The 16944-nt window shown below is 75.6% G+C and carries 14 protein-coding genes and 2 tRNA genes; 6 read left to right on the forward strand and 10 right to left on the reverse strand.

What is annotated here, in order from left to right:
• Positions 1 to 8 precede the first annotated feature (8 nt).
• The 3 genes from ACRYR8_RS10110 (at position 9) to ACRYR8_RS10120 (ending at position 1697) form a co-directional block, all read left to right on the forward strand.
• Positions 9 to 82: transfer RNA gene (locus tag ACRYR8_RS10110), tRNA-Met, on the forward strand.
• A gap of 125 nt (positions 83 to 207) precedes the next feature.
• Positions 208 to 281: transfer RNA gene (locus ACRYR8_RS10115), tRNA-Met, on the forward strand.
• Between the two features lie 300 nt (positions 282 to 581).
• On the forward strand, positions 582 to 1697 hold the full coding sequence (locus ACRYR8_RS10120) for a glycosyltransferase family 2 protein (RefSeq protein WP_432484162.1): 1116 nt from the start codon (positions 582 to 584) through the stop codon (positions 1695 to 1697).
• 72 nt (positions 1698 to 1769) lie between these two features.
• Here ACRYR8_RS10120 and ACRYR8_RS10125 read toward each other — a convergent pair whose 3' ends face one another.
• Both ACRYR8_RS10125 and ACRYR8_RS10130 read right to left on the reverse strand, forming a co-directional pair.
• Entirely contained in the window at positions 1770 to 1955 is a 186-nt protein-coding gene (locus ACRYR8_RS10125) for a hypothetical protein (protein ID WP_432484160.1), read from the reverse strand.
• A gap of 119 nt (positions 1956 to 2074) precedes the next feature.
• Entirely contained in the window at positions 2075 to 4039 is a 1965-nt protein-coding gene (locus tag ACRYR8_RS10130; protein ID WP_432484158.1) for an anthranilate synthase family protein, read from the reverse strand.
• A gap of 240 nt (positions 4040 to 4279) precedes the next feature.
• Between ACRYR8_RS10130 and ACRYR8_RS10135 the strand changes: the two genes are divergently transcribed.
• On the forward strand, positions 4280 to 5737 hold the full coding sequence (locus ACRYR8_RS10135; protein WP_432484156.1) for a glucose-6-phosphate dehydrogenase: 1458 nt from the start codon (positions 4280 to 4282) through the stop codon (positions 5735 to 5737).
• Positions 5738 to 5765: 28 nt separating this feature from the next.
• Here ACRYR8_RS10135 and ACRYR8_RS10140 read toward each other — a convergent pair whose 3' ends face one another.
• From ACRYR8_RS10140 to ACRYR8_RS10150, 3 genes are all read right to left on the reverse strand, one after another.
• Complete coding sequence (locus ACRYR8_RS10140) at positions 5766 to 6167, reverse strand: HNH endonuclease (RefSeq protein ID WP_432484154.1); 402 nt, start codon at positions 6165 to 6167, stop codon at positions 5766 to 5768.
• A gap of 90 nt (positions 6168 to 6257) precedes the next feature.
• Positions 6258 to 8933 carry an alpha-L-rhamnosidase gene (locus ACRYR8_RS10145; protein WP_432484152.1) on the reverse strand — a complete coding sequence of 892 codons (2676 nt, stop codon included), beginning with the start codon at positions 8931 to 8933 and terminating at the stop codon, positions 6258 to 6260.
• A gap of 54 nt (positions 8934 to 8987) precedes the next feature.
• Positions 8988 to 9578: a TetR/AcrR family transcriptional regulator gene (locus tag ACRYR8_RS10150; RefSeq protein WP_432484150.1), complete on the reverse strand. Its 591-nt coding sequence runs from the start codon at positions 9576 to 9578 to the stop codon at positions 8988 to 8990.
• 136 nt (positions 9579 to 9714) lie between these two features.
• Between ACRYR8_RS10150 and ACRYR8_RS10155 the strand changes: the two genes are divergently transcribed.
• On the forward strand, positions 9715 to 11037 hold the full coding sequence (locus ACRYR8_RS10155; protein ID WP_432484148.1) for an MFS transporter: 1323 nt from the start codon (positions 9715 to 9717) through the stop codon (positions 11035 to 11037).
• A 39-nt stretch (positions 11038 to 11076) separates the two neighbouring features.
• Complete coding sequence (locus ACRYR8_RS10160; RefSeq protein ID WP_432484146.1) at positions 11077 to 12321, forward strand: family 1 glycosylhydrolase; 1245 nt, start codon at positions 11077 to 11079, stop codon at positions 12319 to 12321.
• 16 nt (positions 12322 to 12337) lie between these two features.
• Here ACRYR8_RS10160 and ACRYR8_RS10165 read toward each other — a convergent pair whose 3' ends face one another.
• Genes ACRYR8_RS10165 through ACRYR8_RS10185 form a run of 5 tightly spaced genes read right to left on the reverse strand, consistent with a single transcriptional unit; the run spans position 12338 to position 16934 of the window.
• Complete coding sequence (locus tag ACRYR8_RS10165; protein ID WP_432484144.1) at positions 12338 to 13090, reverse strand: urease accessory protein UreD; 753 nt, start codon at positions 13088 to 13090, stop codon at positions 12338 to 12340.
• Positions 13087 to 13833: an urease accessory protein UreG gene (gene ureG, locus ACRYR8_RS10170; RefSeq protein WP_432484142.1), complete on the reverse strand. Its 747-nt coding sequence runs from the start codon at positions 13831 to 13833 to the stop codon at positions 13087 to 13089. The genes ACRYR8_RS10165 and ureG overlap by 4 nt, the downstream gene beginning before the upstream one ends.
• 44 nt (positions 13834 to 13877) lie before the next feature.
• On the reverse strand, positions 13878 to 14546 hold the full coding sequence (locus ACRYR8_RS10175; protein WP_432484140.1) for an urease accessory protein UreF: 669 nt from the start codon (positions 14544 to 14546) through the stop codon (positions 13878 to 13880).
• On the reverse strand, positions 14546 to 16249 hold the full coding sequence (locus ACRYR8_RS10180; RefSeq protein ID WP_432484138.1) for an urease subunit alpha: 1704 nt from the start codon (positions 16247 to 16249) through the stop codon (positions 14546 to 14548). The genes ACRYR8_RS10175 and ACRYR8_RS10180 overlap by 1 nt, the downstream gene beginning before the upstream one ends.
• Entirely contained in the window at positions 16242 to 16934 is a 693-nt protein-coding gene (locus ACRYR8_RS10185) for an urease subunit gamma (protein ID WP_432484136.1), read from the reverse strand. Before ACRYR8_RS10185 ends, ACRYR8_RS10180 begins: the two co-directional genes overlap by 8 nt.
• Positions 16935 to 16944: the final 10 nt, after the last annotated feature.

Below are 16944 nucleotides of genomic sequence, written 5' to 3' on the forward strand. Positions count from 1 at the left end.
TTCACCGACGCGGGGTGGAGCAGCTCGGTAGCTCGCTGGGCTCATAACCCAGAGGTCGCAGGTTCAAATCCTGTCCCCGCTACGCAGAAGGTGAAGGCCCGGACCGCACGGTCCGGGCCTTCGTCGTCTCCGCTCGTGAGTCCCTCTCCTCGGCTCGTCACCCCGATTTGGTCCTCCGGTGGCGATGACGTAACCTGGTTTCACCGACGCGGGGTGGAGCAGCTCGGTAGCTCGCTGGGCTCATAACCCAGAGGTCGCAGGTTCAAATCCTGTCCCCGCTACGCAGAAGGTGAAGGCCCGGACCGCACGGTCCGGGCCTTCGTCGTTCCCGGGCCGGGTCGAAGCTGAACCCGGCCTGAGAACCGCCCGAGAACCGTCGGGGTGGCGGGCGCGCCACGCGGTGCCTCACCGTCGCGCCGCGACCGCACGTGACCCGTAGAGTCGCTGCGACCACCCCCCGGGGACCGACGTGGACCTGCCGGAGCTCCTCGAGGCGTCACGCCCGGCGATCGAGGTGCGAACAGGTCGTCCCCCACGTGGCCGAGCCCGAGCCCGACCCCAGCGAACGAGGTTGCCGAACGGTGCACCACCACAGCTCACACGCCGAAGTCCCCGACGAGCCCCACCTCCAACCCCACCCCGAGCCCCACGCCGACGAGCCCCGTCCCGAGGCCCGCGCCGGTGAGCCCGACGAGGGCGGCGCCGGCGCGGTGCTGCCGAGCGTCACCGTGGTGGTGCCCACGCACCGCCGTCGCCAGGCGCTGACGGAGTGCCTGCGGCCCCTGCTCGCGGACCCGGCGACCTCGCAGCTCGTCGTGGTCGTGGACCACCCCGGCCGGGGAGGCGACGACGGCACCGCTGACGACGTGCGAGCCCTGGCCGCGCGCGACGCCCGGGTGCAGCTGGTGGAGGTGCGCGGTGCGGGGGCCACCGGCGCCAACGACGCCGGGCTGCGCGCAGCCACCGGTGAGGTGGTCCTCTTCGTCGACGACGACGTCGTCGCCGAGCCGGGCCTGGTCAGCGGCCACGCCCGTCGTCACGCGCGCAGCTTCGAGGAGGGTGAGCACCTGGTGGTGGTCGGGCACATGCCCACGACCGTCCCGGAGCCGCGGGCCCCGGGGCAGTTCGCCACCCGCTTCTACGCCGCGGAGTACCTCGGCTGCGTGGCGGCCTGGCAGCGCGAGGGCGGTCAGGAGGTGCTGCGCCGGCTGTGGATGGGCAACGTGTCCCTGCGCCGCGCCGACGCGCTGCGCGTGGGGCTGCAGGGCGACGGCACCTTCACCGCGCTGCGGCACGGCGACCGGGAGTTCGGCCTGCGCTGCCTGCGTGCGGGGCTGTCGGGGGTGTACGACCCGGCGCTGGCCTCGCGCCACGCCCACAGCCGCACCCTGGCGCAGTTCCGCGCCGACGCGCGCCGCCAGGGGGCCGGGCGCGTCGTGCTCGCCGAGCGCTACCCCGACCTCGTCGAAGCGGCTGACCCGCTGGCCGGGTTGCCGTCGCCGCTGCGCCGGGTGCTGTCGGCGGTGGGCGCCGGCCCGGCCGAGCCGGTGCTGACCACGGCGCTGAGCGCCGCCGTGCGCGCCGGTGGGGCGCTGCGGTGCTGGCCGGTGGAGGACCTCGCCGCCAAGCTGCTGCGCCGCCTGGACCACCAGGCCGGCATGCGACGGGCGAGCGAGCAGAGCTCCTCGTCGAACTGACGCGGCACCCGGTGCTGCCCGTGCGTGCGGCCTGCGCCTGCCGCGGCCGGCGCAGGCCGCACCGGGAGCCGGTCAGCGGGACGGGTCGGCCAGGTCGAACAGCGCCGTGCCCTGCGGGCTGGGCGGCGGGGTCAACAGGTCCACGACGCGCCCGCAGTCCAGGCACGGCGACAGCACCCGGGCATCGGGCCGGGCCGGGCCGCTCGCGGCGGCGCGCCGCCGGTCGTGGGGGCTGAAGGTGTGCCAGCAGTCGTCCACGTCGCTCCCGTCCCGCCGGGGAGCCCGGGTCCGTCCCGGGCTCTCCGGCGCCCACTGTGCCGAGGCCGGTGGGCGCTGGGAAGCAGGCGCGCCGGGTGGCGCGCCCACCCGGTGCCCGCTCAGCGCCCGGCGAGCGGCTCCACGAGGGAGCGCAGCAGGTCCGGTCCCTCCAGGGTCAGCACGGACTCGGGGTGGAACTGGATGCCGGCGAAGCCCTCGCCGCGCAGGGCCACCACCTCGTCGGCGGGGCCGGTCGAGACCTCCGTGCCCTGCGCGGCCAGCCGCCGGGCGGCGTCGGCGTCCACGCGCGCGGTGAAGGAGTTGTAGAACCCCACGGTGGCGCGCCGGCCGAACAGGTCGACCTCCAGCTGGGTGCCCTGGTGGGGGGCGTCCTTGCGGCGCAGCGGCAGGCCCAGCGTGCCGGCGAGCAGCTGGTGGCCCAGGCACACGCCCAGCAGCGGGTTGCCGCCGCTGCGCGCCGAGGCGCTGAGGCCGCGGGCCAGCTCCTGCAGCCGGGCGATGCGCGGATCGCCGGCGTCCTCCGGGTCGCCGGGGCCGGGGCCCAGGACGACCAGACCGCGGTGGGCGGCGAGCGCGGCGTCCAGCCCCGGGTCGTCGTGGCGCAGCACCCGTGCGCGCAGGCCCGCCGAGGCCAGCAGGTGCACGAGCATCGCGGTGAAGGTGTCCTCGGCGTCCACCACGAGCGCCTCGCCCAGCGGTGCGCCCTCAGGCTGCCGCTGCGGTTCCAGCCAGAACCGCGCCAGCCGGTCGCGGCGGGCGGCCAGCAGGGTCGCCACCCGCGGGTCGGCGATCAGCGGGACCCGCCGGGCCGGGGCGCCCGCCCCGGTGTCCTCGCGGCGCGGCAGCGGCGGCAGGGCGCCCAGGGCGCGCAGCACGCCCGCGGACTTCGCGTGCGTCTCGGCGACCTCGCCCTCGGGGGTGGAACCGCGCACGAGCGTGGCGCCCACCGACACCCGCACCCGGCCGGTGCCGGAGCCGTCGGTGCGCACGTCGGCGGTGCGGATGAGGATGGGGGAGTCCAGGGTCTGCGCACCGTCGGCGTCGCGGCCCAGCAGCGCCAGCGCCCCGGCGTAGTAGGCGCGCCCCGACGGCTCGAACCGCTTGATGACGCGGCACGCGCTCTGCAGGGGGCTGCCGGTCACGGTGGCGGCGAACATCGTCTGCCGCAGCACCTCCCGCGCGTCCAGCGTGGAGCGCCCGCGCAGCTCGAACTCGGTGTGCGCCAGGTTCGCCATCTCCCGCAGGTACGGGCCGTGGACCGTGCCGCCCAGGTCGCCGACGGAGCACATCATCTTCAGCTCCTCGTCGACCACCATGAACAGCTCCTCGACCTCCTTGGGGTCGGCGAGGAACTCCACCAGGCCGTCGGCGTCCGGGCCGGGGGCCGGGTAGCGGTAGGTGCCGGAGATGGGGTTCATGACGACCTCGCCGCGGGCCATCCGCACGTGCACCTCGGGGCTGGCGCCCACGAGCGTGCGGGAGGTGCCGCCCTCACCGGGCACGTGCACCACGAACGTCCAGTACGCGCCCTGCTCGGCCACCAGCAGCCGGCGGAACAGGCTCAGCGCGGTGGCGGCGGTGAAACCGTCGACGACGCCGTCCACGTCGCGGCGGATGACGAAGTTCGCGCCCGAGCCCTGCGCGATCTCCCCGTCGATGATGCGGCGCACCACGTCGGCGTAGTCCTCGTCGGACAGGTCCGGTGCCACGTCGCGCAGCGGGACCTCCTCGTCGGGCAGCACCCGCAGGGCCTCCTCCAGCGCCAGCTCCTCGGCGTGCTCCACGTGCAGCACCTGCAGGGGGGTGCCGTCGTCGTGCACCTCGAAGCCGCGCTCGCGCAGCTGCCGGAACGGCACCAGCGCCAGGGCGTCCGCCGTCGCCGAGCCCGGCGCGCCCCCGGGCAGCGGGACGTCCGCGAGGTGCTCGACGGTCGTGACGGGCCCGCGCAGCACCTCGACGGGGCCGGGCTCGCCGGTGCGGGGGTCCAGGCGGCGCAGCAGCGCGAACGGCGCGTCGCCGCGCAGCAGGCCGGCGACGAGCCCGGCGGGGTCGGGGTGCGGCACGGGGGGTTCCTCCTCGGTGGGGCTGGCGTGACCGGCGCCGTCGAGGGGGCCGCCCCGGGTGGTGGGCCTCCTCGACGAGGCGGCCACCGGGACGTGGGAGCGTCAGGCGACCGCCGACACCCACCACCACGCACCGCTCAGCACGCGCGGGCGGGAGCCCGGGCGCGCGGAGGGCGTCGTGGTGGTCACGAGCCGCACCCTACCCGGCGCCGGGCCGCCGCAGGCAATAGCGTCTGACCCGTGACCGAGACAGCGCAGTCCCCCCAGCACGCGCAGCGGGACGACAAGCCCACGGTGTTCGTCATGTTCGGCGCGACCGGCGACCTGTCGCGCCGGCTGGTGATGCCCGCGTTCTTCCAGCTCGCCGCCCTCGGGCGGCTGCCCGAGCAGTGGCGGATCGTGGGCAGCAGCCGCGGCGAGATGACCCACGACGAGTTCCGGCAGTACGTCAGGGAGGCCCTGGAGGAGTTCGGCCCGCAGCCCTCCGAGGGCCCCTGGGACGACTTCGCCGAGCACCTGCTCTTCGCCGGCGGCGGCTTCAGCGCCGACGACCCCGGCACCCTGCTCGACGTGCTGGCCGAGGCCCGCGAGCAGCTCGGCGCGGGCGGGGACGGTGCCGAGGGCGACGTGCAGCTCGTGCACTACCTGGCGATCCCGCCGGGCGCCTTCCTGGACGTCACGAAGGCGTTCGGCGCGCACGGCCTGGCCGACGGCGCCCGCGTCGTCTACGAGAAGCCGTACGGCACGTCGCTGGCGAGCTTCGAGGAGCTGGACGCGGAGGTGCAGCGCGTCTTCGCCGAGGAGCAGGTCTTCCGCATCGACCACTTCCTGGCGTTCGAGGCGGCCCAGGACCTCATCCACGCCCGGCTGGCGAACCCCTGGCTGGCGGGGATCTGGAACCGCGAGCACGTCGCCCAGGTGCAGATCGACATCGCCGAGACCCTCGACGTCGCCCAGCGCGCCGACTTCTACGACGCCACCGGCGCCTTCCTCGACATGATCGTCACCCACCTGTTCCAGCTCGCCGCGACGGTGGCGATGGAACCGCCCGCGGACCTGCGCCCGGAGACCGTGCAGGCCGCCAGGGACGCTGCGCTGCAGCGCTTCCGCGAGCTGGACCCGGCCGAGGTGGTGCTCGGGCAGTTCGAGGGGTACACGGGCATCGAGGGCGTCGCCGACGGTTCCACGACCGACACCCTGGCCGCGGCGCGGCTGTGGGTCGACGACGAGCGCTGGGAGGGCGTGCCGTTCCTGCTGCGCAGCGGCAAGAAGATGGCCGCCGACGAGCAGCGCATCACCCTGGTGCTCAGGCCGCCGGCCGAGGGCCCCTACGCGGGTGGGGCGCCGGGCGGCGAGCCGACGGCCGTGAGCTTCTCCCTGCTGGAGGGCGGCTCCCTGGACGTGCGGGTCGCGGTGCGCCGGCCCGGCGTGGCCGGCGGCACGGTCCAGGGCACCGCGAGCCTGCCGCTGGACGGGTTCGAGGGGACCGCGCCGGCGCTGCCGTACGCGCACCTCATCGACCACGTCCTGACCGGCGACCGCTCGCTGTTCACCGGCGTCGAGGGCCTGCGCGCGGCGTGGCGGGCGATCGAGCGGTTCTCCGACGACCGCCCCGCGGTGCTGCCGTACGCCGAGGGCACGTGGGGCCCGGCCGACGTGGACCGCCTCGCCGAGCCGGGGGAGTGGTTCCTGCGCTGAGCGCACCTGCTGCCACCGGGTGCGTCGCTCACGCCGCGTCGGCCAGGCGGCGCACCCGGCGCAGCTGCGCCTGCACGTAGGGGCGGGCGCGGCGCTGGCCGCCGCGGGCGGCGATGGCCGCGTCCAGCTCCTCCAGCCGCCGGCGCAGCCACGCCGGATCGGCCGGCCAGCCGCGCCCACGGCACTCCAGCAGCCAGTCCACGGGGGAGGCGTGCCCGCGTTCGCCGTTGCAGCGCCGGCACGCCGCGGCCTCGTTCTCCAGCCACGACGGCCCGCCCTTGACCCGCGGCACCAGGTGGTCGGTGGTCGCCCGCACCAGGCCGGTCAGCTCCCGCCCGCACCAGATGCACGCCGGGCTGTCGCGGGCCACCGCCTGCTCCAGGCGGTCGGTGCGCGTGGGCTGGTGGCCGCTGCGTGCGTGCCCGTCCACCGCCCGAGCCTCGCACGCGCCCGCCGCCCCGGCCCGGCGGGCCCGGGGCCGGCGCCCCCGCGCGACCCGGGGCCCGGTGGAGCGCGGCGCCTACGCCCCGGCGAAGGCTGCGGGGGCCTCGGCGGCGACACCCTCCGTCACCGTGCAGGTGAAGCGGTGGACGCCCGCGGCGACGGTGACCGGGTCGGACCCGTCCGGCAGGTGCACGTCCGCCTCCGTCGACGGAGGCACCGTGACCTCCAGGGTGAACTCCCCGCCGTCGAGCGTCCACGACGCGGCGGCCCGCCCGTACGGGGTCTCGTGCGCGGTCCGCGCCCGGGTCAGCGCCGGGTGCGGCAGCGGCGCGACGCGCAGCCGGCGGTAGCCCGGCGCCGCGGGTGCCAGGCCGCCGACGCGCCGGTGCAGGAAGTCCGCCACGGCGCCGAGCGCGTAGTGGTTGAACGACGTCATGGTGCCGGGGTTGATCGAGCCGTCCGGGAGCATGGAGTTCCAGCGCTCCCAGATCGTGGTGGCGCCCATCGTCACCGGATACAGCCACGACGGGCACTGCGTCTGCAGCAGCAGGCGCCACGCGGTGGCGCCGTTGCCGGTGTCGGCGAGGGCGTCGCAGACCAGGGGCGTGCCGAGGAAACCGGAACCGACGTGGTACCCGTCGGCGGCGACCTGCTCGGCCAGCAGTTCGCCCGCTCGCTCGCGCTGGTCCGGGCGCAGGAGGCCGAAGGCCAGGCCCAGCGCGTAGGCGGTCTGGGAGGGGAAGGCCGCCCGGCCGCTGGGGGTGACGTACTCGGTGCGGTAGCGCGCGGCGACGCGGTCGGCGAGGTCGCCGTAGCGCTGCTGCGCGGCGGTCTCACCCAGCACTCCCGCGGCGTCCCGCACGATCTGGGCGGACCGGGCGAGGTATGCCGTCGCGACGGCCTGCCACGGAAGACGGGCCGCCCACGGCTGGTCGTCGGGTGCGGCGGCGTCGAGCCAGTCCCCGAAGGAGAAACCGCCGCTGGCGAAGTCCAGCGCGTGACCGGCGCGGGAGGAGAGCGCGTCGACCCAGGCGGTCATGGAACCCCACTGCCGGCGCAGGACGCCCGCGTCCCCCGAGCGCTCGTACACCGTCCAGGGCACCACGGTCGCGGCGTCGCCCCAGCCGGCTTCCGCGCCCAGCGGCGGCAGGTCCGGGTCGACGTCGGCCCACGGCACGTAGACCGGGACGTTCCCGTCGGGGTGCTGGTCGGCCGCGAGGTCGGCGAGCCAGCCGGTGAGCATGCCGGCGGTGTCGTACAGGTAGGCCGCCGTCGGCGCGAACACCTGCAGGTCGCCGGTCCAGCCGAGTCGCTCGTCGCGCTGCGGGCAGTCGGTGGGGACGTCGACGAAGTTCCCGCGCATGCTCCACAGGACGTTCTCGTGCAGGCGCGTCAACAGCGGGTCGGAGCACTCGAACTCCCCGAGACGGCGCAGGTCGGTGTGCACGACGACGGCTTCGAGGGAGTCCGCCGTGAGCCCGCCCGGCCAGCCGTCGACCTCGGCGTACCGGAAACCGTGGAGGGTGAACTCCGGTTCCCAGGTGAACTCCCGGCCGTCCAGGACGACCTCGTCGGTCGCCCGCGCGGCCCGCAGCGGGCGCACGCCGAGCTCCCCGTGCTCGAGCACCTCGGCGTGGCGCAGGGTGACGACCCGGCCGGGTTCGCCGGCCGGGACGTGCAGGCGCAGGCGACCCACGAGGTTCTGGCCGAAGTCGACGATCGTGCGGCCCGAGGGCGAGGTGGTGATCGCCACGGCCCGGACCACCCCCTGCCGGCGCACGGGCGGGCCGTCGGGGGCGACGAGCGTGGAGGTGTCGAAGGGCTCGACCGTCACGGCGTCCCAGCCGGCGTCGTCGAAACCGGGCGTGCTCCAGCCCTCCAGACGCCGCCGCGCGTCGAAGGTCTCGCCCATGTAGAGGTCGGCGCGCGTGACGGGCCCGAGCGTGGAGCGCCACGAGGCGTCGGTCCCCACGACCGTGCGGGTGCCGTCGGCGTGCTCGACCTCGAGCTGGACCAGGGCCGCCGTCGTCGCGCCGTAGACGTCGCGCAGGCCGGCGAAACCGAGGTGGCCGCGCCACCAGCCGTCGGCCAGGTGCGCGCCGAGGGCGTTGCGGCCTTCACGCACGAGGTCCGTGACGTCCCAGGTGCTGTACCGCAGGCGGGTGGCGTAGCTCGTCCACCCCGGGTGCAGCACGTCCTCCCCCACCGGCGCGCCGTTCAGGTGCAGCGTCATCACGCCGTGGGCGGTGGCGCGCAGGCGGGCGCGCACCACGCCGCCGCGGACGTCGGCCTCGCCGCGCAGCAGGACCGCGGGCTCGCCGCCCTCGCCCGTCGGCGGCAGCGCCGGGGCGACCATCCGCGAGCTCCAGAGGCCCGCGTCCAGCAGCCCGGTCTCCAGCACGGTGGGCGCGCTCCACGCCGTGGGCCCGCCCTCCTGGCCCCACACGCGCACGCGCACCGAGCGGCGCTCGCGGCTGCCCAGCGGTGCGGCGGGCCAGGGCACGAGCACCTGCTCGCACCCGTCGACGCGGCCGGTGCGCAGCGGCTCGCCCGGGTGGTCGGGGTCGCTCACCTCGATCTCGTGGGCGCGCTGCACCCAGCCGGGCACGTCGGTGTCGACGACCCAGGACAGGCGCGGGCTCTCCTGCCCGATGCCGAGGGGCTCGCGGTGGTGCTCGACGGTGACGGGCCGGACGGTGACGGGTCGGGCGGTGACGGGTTGGGCGGTGACGGGTTGGGCGCTGGTGCTCACGGTGCTCCTGGTGCCGGTGCGGGTCCCGCCGGCGACGACGCCGGCGCGGGAACCTCAGAGGGGGGTGCGGAGGAAGCCGCTGATGTGGCGGCGGATGTCCTCAGCCATGTCGACGTCCAGCCCGTTGAGCCACAACAGCTCCAGGCCCTCCGTCATGGCGATCGAACTCAGCGCGGCGCGGCGGGGGTCGACGTCGTCGAGGAGGCCGCCTGCGGCGTCCTCCTCGGCGAAGGCGGTGGTGACCGCGTCGGCGATGCGCTCGAACCGCTTGGTGAAGTACTCGCGGGCGGGGTGGTCGGGGTCGGTCGCCTCCGCGGACAGGACGGTGTAGAGCTGCACGACACCGCGCTGGCCGGCCTGGATCCGGGAGATCTCGACGAGCCCGGCCAGGAAGTCGCGGCCGCAGCGACCGGCCAGCAGGTGCTCGGCCCGCACGTCGCGCTGCTCGAGCACCGCCCGCAGCAGCGCCATCTTGCCGCCGGAGAAGTGGTGCAGGACACCCGTCTGGGTCATCCCGACCGCGCGGGCGATCTCGTTGACGGACGTGCCGGTGTAGCCGCTGCGGGCGAAGACCGAGAAGGCGGCGTCGAGGATCTGCTGACGGCGCTCCGCGCTCTTGCGGTACTCGCCGCGGGGTCCGGCCATGCCCGCACGCTAGCAGCCCACAGTCCAAAACATTGACCCTTTCAGGTTTTGGCTTTACCGTCCTCCCATCCCCGCTCCGGGGAGGTCAACGTCGACACCGGCCGCCGCGAGGCGGCCCCATCAGGCGAGGAAGCCCATGGACCCGTCCTCCGACTCCGCCACCGCGGCGCCGCACGCCTTCGACGCGGCACCGCTCAGCACGTCGCCCCTGCTCACGCCGCCCTCGGGGGGCACCGCCCCCACCGCCCCGCTGCCGCGCGGGTTCGTCCCGCTCCTGGTGCTCGCCGCGGTCGGCGCGGGCGCGGCCCAGATGTCCGCAGCCCTGCTGACGCTGACCCTGAAGGCCACCGCGCTCGACGCCGCCGGAGCGGCGACGATCATCTCCCTGTCCAGCGGCATCGCCGGGATCCTCACCCTCTTCGCCCTGCCGACGATCGGGACGCTCAGCGACCGCTCGCGCTCACGCTTCGGCCGCCGTCGGCCCTACCTCGTCTCCGGAGCGGCGTCCTTCGCCCTGGGCGGCACGCTGCTGGTCACCGCACCGAACGTGCCGCTGTTCGTGGCGGCGCACCTGCTCATCACGCTCGGGTTCATCGCGGCCGGCGTGACGACGACGGCACTGCTCGCCGACCGGCTGCCGGCCGATCGGCGGGGGCCGGCCGCCGCGTTCCTCAGCCTGGCCACCCCGATGGGCGCCCTGCTTGGCATGGCCGTGGCGCAGCCGTTCGGCGGGGACCTGGCCCCCATCGTCGCGGTCCCGACCGCGTTGGCCGTCGTCGCGATGCTCCTGCTGGCCGCCGTCCTGCGCGAGCAGCCGTCGACCCGACCCCGCACGCCGCTGCACCTGCGTGAGGTCATCGGGATCTTCTGGGTCAACCCGCTGCGCTTCCCCGACTTCGCGCTCGTCTTCAGCAGCCGCCTGCTCGTCTTCTGCGGCGTGGCCGCCCTCAACGGCTTCCAGGCGCTCTACCTGCTGCAGCACCTGCACCTCGAGCCGGCGCAGCTCGGCAGGGCGATCCTGCTGACGGTCGTGGTGAACTGCGGACTCTCCCTGCTCGTCGCCCCGGCCGTCGGCAAGCTCAGCGACCGCCTGAACGTCCGCCGTCCGTTCATCCTCGTGGCCGCTCTCGTCCTGGCCGCCGGCCTCGTCGTGGCCACCCGCGCCACGAGCCTGCCGTCGTACCTCGTCGCCTGCGCCGTCATCGCCCTCGGCCAGGGCGTCTACTTCGCCGTGGAACTGGCCCTGGCCACCCGGGTGCTGCCCGACCCGCAGAACCCGGCCAAGGACCTGGCCCTGATCAAGGTGGCCGACAACCTGCCGGTCACCCTCGTCGCCGCCGCGGCCCCCGCGCTGCTCGCGATCGGTGGCGGTGGCAACTACGCCGCCCTGTTCTCGGCCGGCGCCCTGTGCGCAGTCGTCGGCGGTGCGCTGATCATGTTCATCCGCGGCGCCCGCTGACCGGCTCACCACCAGAAACCCCACCGAGGAGAGCACGACATGACCCACCCGTTCCCCGACGACTTCCTGTGGGGCGTGGCCACCGCCGGGCACCAGGGCGAGGGCGACAACGTCCACAGCGACACCTGGTTCCTGGAGAACACCGTCCCCACGCTCTTCGCCGAGCCCAGCGGCCCGGCCTGCCGCACCCTGCAGATGTGGCCGCAGGACCTCGACCTGGTCGCCGGGATGGGCTTGAACGCCTACCGCTTCTCGGTGGAGTGGGCGCGGGTGGAACCGGTGCGCGGCGAGGTGGACGGCTCCGCGCTGGACCACTACGAGCGCCTGGTCGACGGCTGCCTCGAACGCGGCCTGGCACCCGTGGTCACCTTCAACCACTTCACGGCCCCGCACTGGTTCTCCGCCGCGGGCTCCTGGCTGGCCGACGACGCCGCGGACCGGTTCGCTGCGCAGTGCGAGCGCGTCACGGCCCGCCTGGGCGACCGGATCACCTCCGCCGTCACCCTGAACGAGCCGAACCTGGAGCAGTTGCTGCAGGCCGGCGGCAAGCTGCCCCCGCAGGCCGAGCAGCTCAAGCGCGACATGCTCGCCGCCGCCGCCCGTGCCGCGGGCACGGAGCGGTACTTCGCCGCCAACGTCATCCCCTCCGACGCGCAGGACGCGTTCCAGGAGGCGACGACCCGCGCCCACCGGACGGCGCGCGCGGCCGTCAAGGCCCTGCGCCCGGACCTGCCCGTCGGCGTCTCGATCGCCATCGCCGACGAGGTCGCGCTCCCCGGCGGCCAGGCGCACCGCGACGCCAGGCGCGCCGCCGTGTACGACCACTGGCTGCACGTGGCGCGCGAGGACGACTTCATCGGCGTGCAGAACTACGAGCGCGTGGTGCACGGACCCGAGGGCGAGGTGCTGCCCGACGGTCCCCGCAACGGCATGGGCACCGTCATCGAACCCGCCTCCCTCGCCGGGGCGGTCCGCTACGCGCACCGGGTCTCCGGCGTTCCCGTGCTCGTCACCGAGCACGGCCTGCAGACCGACGACGACGCCCAGCGCGCCGCCTTCGTCCCCGCAGCGCTCGAGCACCTCGGCGAGGAACTGCGCGCCGGCACCCCGGTGCTGGGGTACTGCCACTGGACCCTGCTGGACAACTTCGAGTGGATCTTCGGCTACGGCCCCAAGCTGGGCCTGGTGGCGGTCGACCGGGAGACGTTCGAGCGCACCCCGAAGCCCAGCGCCGCCGCGTACGCCGACGCGGTCCGGGCCCACCGTCCCGTTCCGGTCGGCTGAGGCGAGACCCGGGCGCTCACCCGGGTCTCGTGGCCGACCCGGCGCGGTCCGGGTGGCGGTCCTCGTCCCCGCCGCGTCCGGGTGCGAGCTGCGCCAGCCAGCCGCGCCAGGTGGTGCCCAGGCCGCTGGCGTGGGCGTCGGCCGTGAGCGAGCGCGCCAGGGCTCCCGGGCCCTGCAGGTGCAGCGCGTCCGGTTCCTCACCGGCCGGGCGGGCGCCCAGGAGCGTGACGGTGTCCAGGCACCGCGCGGTGCCGAGGACGGCAGGGGAGGCGCGCAGCGCCGCGTCGCGCAGGTCGAGGTCCTCCACCAGCAGGGGGCGACCGTCCAGGTGCGCCCGGGTGCGGGCCAGCAGGGCCCCGCCGCGCTCGCCCGTGCGGCCCAGCACGAGGGTCTCGCGCAGCAGCGCCACCGCGCCCCGGGCCAGGTCCACGTCGGTGCGCCGCTCGGCGGTGGCGCCGTCCGCGACGACGAACGGTTCGCCGTGCCAGGTCAGGCGTGCGCCCTCACCGAGCCGCACCCGCACGCACCAGGACGCGGCCGGGCCGCCGCGCTGGTCGAAGGCGACCGTGCCGGCGACCTCCACCAGTTCCAGCGCGCAGCCGACGCCGACGACGACGTCGAGGGTGACGTCGTCACCGGCGAGCAGCAGCGCCCGGGCCCCCACCAGCGCCACCCGCGCTCCGCCCCGGGAGCGCGAGAGCAGACGGGGGGCGAGGGCCCCGGTGGCCAGGTCGAGGCGCCCACCGGGGTGCAGGTGGACGCGCGTCACGCCGGCAGGTGCTCGTGCGCGCCGTCGTGCTCGTGCGGGTGGGTGTGCGCGGTGCCGTCGGCGTGCGAGTGCGGCGCCATCGGGCCGGGGTCGCGGGGTTCGTGCCGCCCGGCGCGGAACTCCGCCAGGACGCCCCGCAGCCACGCGGTGAGCTGCTCGATCGAGGCGCGGTCGGTGCGCGAGAGCGCCACCACCGGGCGGTCGTCGCGGTGCCCGCGGGCGGCGAGCGCGTCGGACAGCATGCGCGGCACGTCCACGCCGACGTGCGGGGCGAGGTCGGTCTTGTTCAGCACCAGCAGGTCGGCGCGGGCGATGCCGGGGCCGCCCTTGCGGGCGACGTCACCCCCGCCGGCCACGTCGAGGACGAAGACCTGCGCGTCGACGAGGGCCGGGGAGAACGTGGCGGTGAGGTTGTCGCCGCCGGACTCCACGAGCACCAGGTCCAGCGGGTCGAAGTCGGCCTCCAGGTCCTCCACCGCCAGCAGGTTCGCGGTGACGTCGTCGCGGATGGCGGTGTGCGGGCAGGCGCCGGTCTCCACCGCGCGCACCCGCTCCGGGTCGATGACGCCGGCGGAGCGCAGGAAGCGGGCGTCCTCGTCGGTGTAGATGTCGTTGGTAATCACACCGATGCGCAGCGACGTGGACAGTTCCCGGCACAGCAGCGCGATGAGGGAGCTCTTGCCGGTGCCGACGGGGCCGGCCACGCCGAGGCGCAGCGAGCGGGTGGGGGCGGGGTGGGGCACGGGGTTCCTCCGGTGGTGCTGGGTCGGGGTTCGAGCGGCGGGGTTCACGCCTGGAACAGGCGCTGGGTGGTGCGGGCGTGCAGCAGGGACAGTTCTTCCACCAGCGGGGCGCTGCCGGCGGGGATCTCCTCGGGTTCGGTCAGCGGTGCCAGCCGTCTCGCGAGCTCCTCGATCCCGGGGTGGGCCGCCAGCGTCCACGCGACGGTGTCCGCCGGGTCCAGCGGGTCGAGCTTGAGGGCCGCGGCCCCGAGCGCCGCGGCGTCCTCGTGCCCGCACAGGCGCACCAGACGGCCGGCGTCCAGCCCGGCCAGGGCGGCCACCACACCCAGGACGAGCGGGCGCGGGGGCGTGCGGCCCAGCTCCGGCAGCGGTCCCCGGCCGGGCCACAGCCGCTGCGCCAGGCGCAGGTAGCCGCGGCCGAGCGTGCGGGAGGCCTGGCGCAGCGGGGCGCTGGGGGTGCGCGCCGCCCACGCCTCCTCGACGTCGCCGAGCGCACCGCCGGTGAGGGCGCGATGGCGCGCGACGACCGCCGTGCCGGCCTCGACGGCGACGACCGTCGCCAGCCGCCCGCTCAGGAACGCGGGCACGTCCGCGGCGGTCAGGCCGCTGTGCACCACCGCGGGTTCCAGGCCGGCGGACTGGGTGTGCCCGCCCACGGGCAGGCGGGCGTCGGCCAGCAGCGCCAGCACGAGGTCGGGGGAGGGCTTCGGCATCAGAACAGCTGGTAGCGCTGCGCCAGCGGCAGTTCCGCGGCCGGGGCGGGCAGGATCAGCTCCCCGTCGACGGTGATGGCGAACGTCTCGGGGTCCACCCGGATGTCCGGCAGGGCGTCGTTGTGGACCATCTGCGCCTTGCCGACCGCGCGGGTGTCGCGCACGGGTTCCAGCCGTCGGCGCAGGCCGAGGCGGCCGGCCAGGCCGTCGTCGAGGGCGGCGGGGGCCACGAAGCTGACGGAGACGTCCGCGCCGTTCGGGTGCATCAGCGCCGGGCGCAGCAGCACCGGCTGCGGGGTGGGGATGGAGGCGTTCGGGTCGCCCAGGGCCCCCACCACGAGCGCACCGCCCTTGAGGACCACCGAGGGCCGCACCCCGAAGAACGCCGGGTCCCACAGCACGAGGTCGGCCGTCTTGCCGACCTCCACGGAACCGACGAGGTGGTCGATGCCGTGCGCGATCGCGGGGTTGATCGTGTACTTGGCGACGTAGCGGCGGGCGCGCTCGTTGTCCGCGGGGGAGTTCTCGCCCAGCCGCCCGCGGCGGTCCTTCATGACGTGCGCGACCTGCCAGGTGCGGGTGATCACCTCGCCGATGCGGCCCATCGCCTGCGCGTCGGAACTCGTGATGGACAGCGCGCCCAGGTCGTGCAGCACGTCCTCGGCCGCGATCGTCGTGGCCCGGATGCGGGACTCGGCGAACGCGAGGTCCTCGGGCACCCGCGGGTTCAGGTGGTGGCACACCAGGAGCATGTCGAGGTGCTCGGGGACGGTGTTCACCGTGTGCGGCAGCGTCGGGTTCGTCGAGCCGGGGATCACGTTCGGCAGCCCGGCGACGGTGATGACGTCGGGGGCGTGCCCGCCGCCGGCGCCCTCGGTGTGGAAGGCGTGGATCGAGCGGCCCCCGATCGCGGCGATCGTGGAGTCGACGTACCCGGCCTCGTTGAGGGAGTCCGAGTGCAGGGCGACCTGCAGCCCGAACTCCTCCGCGGCGCGCAGCGCGGCGTCGATCGCGGCGGGCGTGGAGCCCCAGTCCTCGTGGACCTTGTACCCGCCGGCGCCGGCCAGGGCCTGCTCGGCCAGGCCCGCCGCGCTGACGGTGTTCCCCTTGCCCAGCAGCAGCACGTTGACGGGCAGGGCGTCCAGGGCGCGGTGCGCGTGGGCCAGGTGCCACGCGCCGGGGGTGACGGTGGTGGCCTTGGAACCCTCGCTGGGGCCGGTGCCCCCGCCGGCGATGGTCGTCAGGCCCGCAGCCAGCGCCTCGTGCACCTGCGAGGGGGAGATGAGGTGGACGTGCGTGTCGATGCCGCCGGCGGTGAGGATCCTTCCCTCGCCGGAGACCACGTCGGTGGACGGACCGATCCGCAGCGCGGGGTGCACGCCGTCGGCGACGTCCGGGTTCCCGGCGCGGCCGATGCCGCAGATGCGCCCGTCCCGGATCCCGACGTCGGCGCGGAAGACGCCGGTGTGGTCGAGGACGACGGCGTTGGTGACGACCGTGTCCGGCGCGCCCTGCGCACGGGTCGTGGTGCCCTGGGCCATGGACTCGCGGATCGACTTCCCGCCGCCGAACACGGCCTCCTCGCCGCCGGCGGTCAGGTCGGCCTCCACCTCGATCCACAGGTCGGTGTCGCCCAGGCGGACCTGGTCGCCGGTGGTCGGCCCGTACAGCGCCGCGTACGCGGCGCGGTCCATCTCAGCCATCGAGGGAACCGCCTTCTCCGAGGTCCGAACGGTCGGCGTGCAGGCCCGGCACGCGCCGCGCGCCGCGCAGCGCGACGGCGCCCACGGTGCGCGAGACGCCCGGCTCGAAGCGCACCGACGTGCCCGAGGGGACGTCGAGGCGGAAGCCGCGGGCGGCGGCGCGGTCGAACCGCAGCCCGGGGTTGGCGTCGGGCAGGTGCAGGTGCGAGCCGATCTGCACGGGGCGGTCGCCGGTGTTCTCCACCACCAGCTCCAGCCGCTCGCCGTCGCCGCGGTCGGCGTTCAGCGCGATCGTGCCCGGGCGCACCCGCACCTCGCCGGGGACGGCCCCGGCGGGGGAGGTGCCGGTGGGGGTGTCGTCCGCGGGGGTGCCCTCGTCCCCGGCGCCGATCGGGTCGTGCAGGGTGACGAGCTTGCGGCCGTCGGGGAACGTCGCCTCGACCTGCACGTCGTGCAGCATCTCCGCGACGCCGGGCATCACCTGGGCGCGGGTCAGCACGCGGCGGCCCGACTCCATGAGCTCGGTCACCAGCGCACCCTCCCGGGCACGCTCGACGACCCAGCAGCTCAGCAGCGCCACGGCCTCGGGGTGGTTCAGCTTCACGCCGCGCGACAGGCGGTCGCGGGCGACCATGCCCGCGACCGCCATCAGCAGCTTCTCGGTGTCCGCCGGGCTCAGGTGCACGCCCGGAACC

Source organism: Kineococcus esterisolvens, assembly GCF_050871405.1.
In the GTDB taxonomy this organism is placed as follows: Bacteria; Actinomycetota; Actinomycetes; order Actinomycetales; family Kineococcaceae; genus Kineococcus.

Bases quoted from the DNA above. Each gene is read 5' to 3' on its own strand.
- ACRYR8_RS10150 (WP_432484150.1), bottom strand. From the start codon at position 9,578: ATGGCCGGACCCCGCGGCGAGTACCGCAAGAGCGCGGAGCGCCGTCAG.
- ACRYR8_RS10155 (WP_432484148.1), top strand. From the start codon at position 9,715: ATGGACCCGTCCTCCGACTCCGCCACCGCGGCGCCGCACGCCTTCGAC.
- ACRYR8_RS10160 (WP_432484146.1), top strand. From the start codon at position 11,077: ATGACCCACCCGTTCCCCGACGACTTCCTGTGGGGCGTGGCCACCGCC.
- ACRYR8_RS10175 (WP_432484140.1), bottom strand. From the start codon at position 14,546: ATGCCGAAGCCCTCCCCCGACCTCGTGCTGGCGCTGCTGGCCGACGCC.
- ACRYR8_RS10180 (WP_432484138.1), bottom strand. From the start codon at position 16,249: ATGGCTGAGATGGACCGCGCCGCGTACGCGGCGCTGTACGGGCCGACC.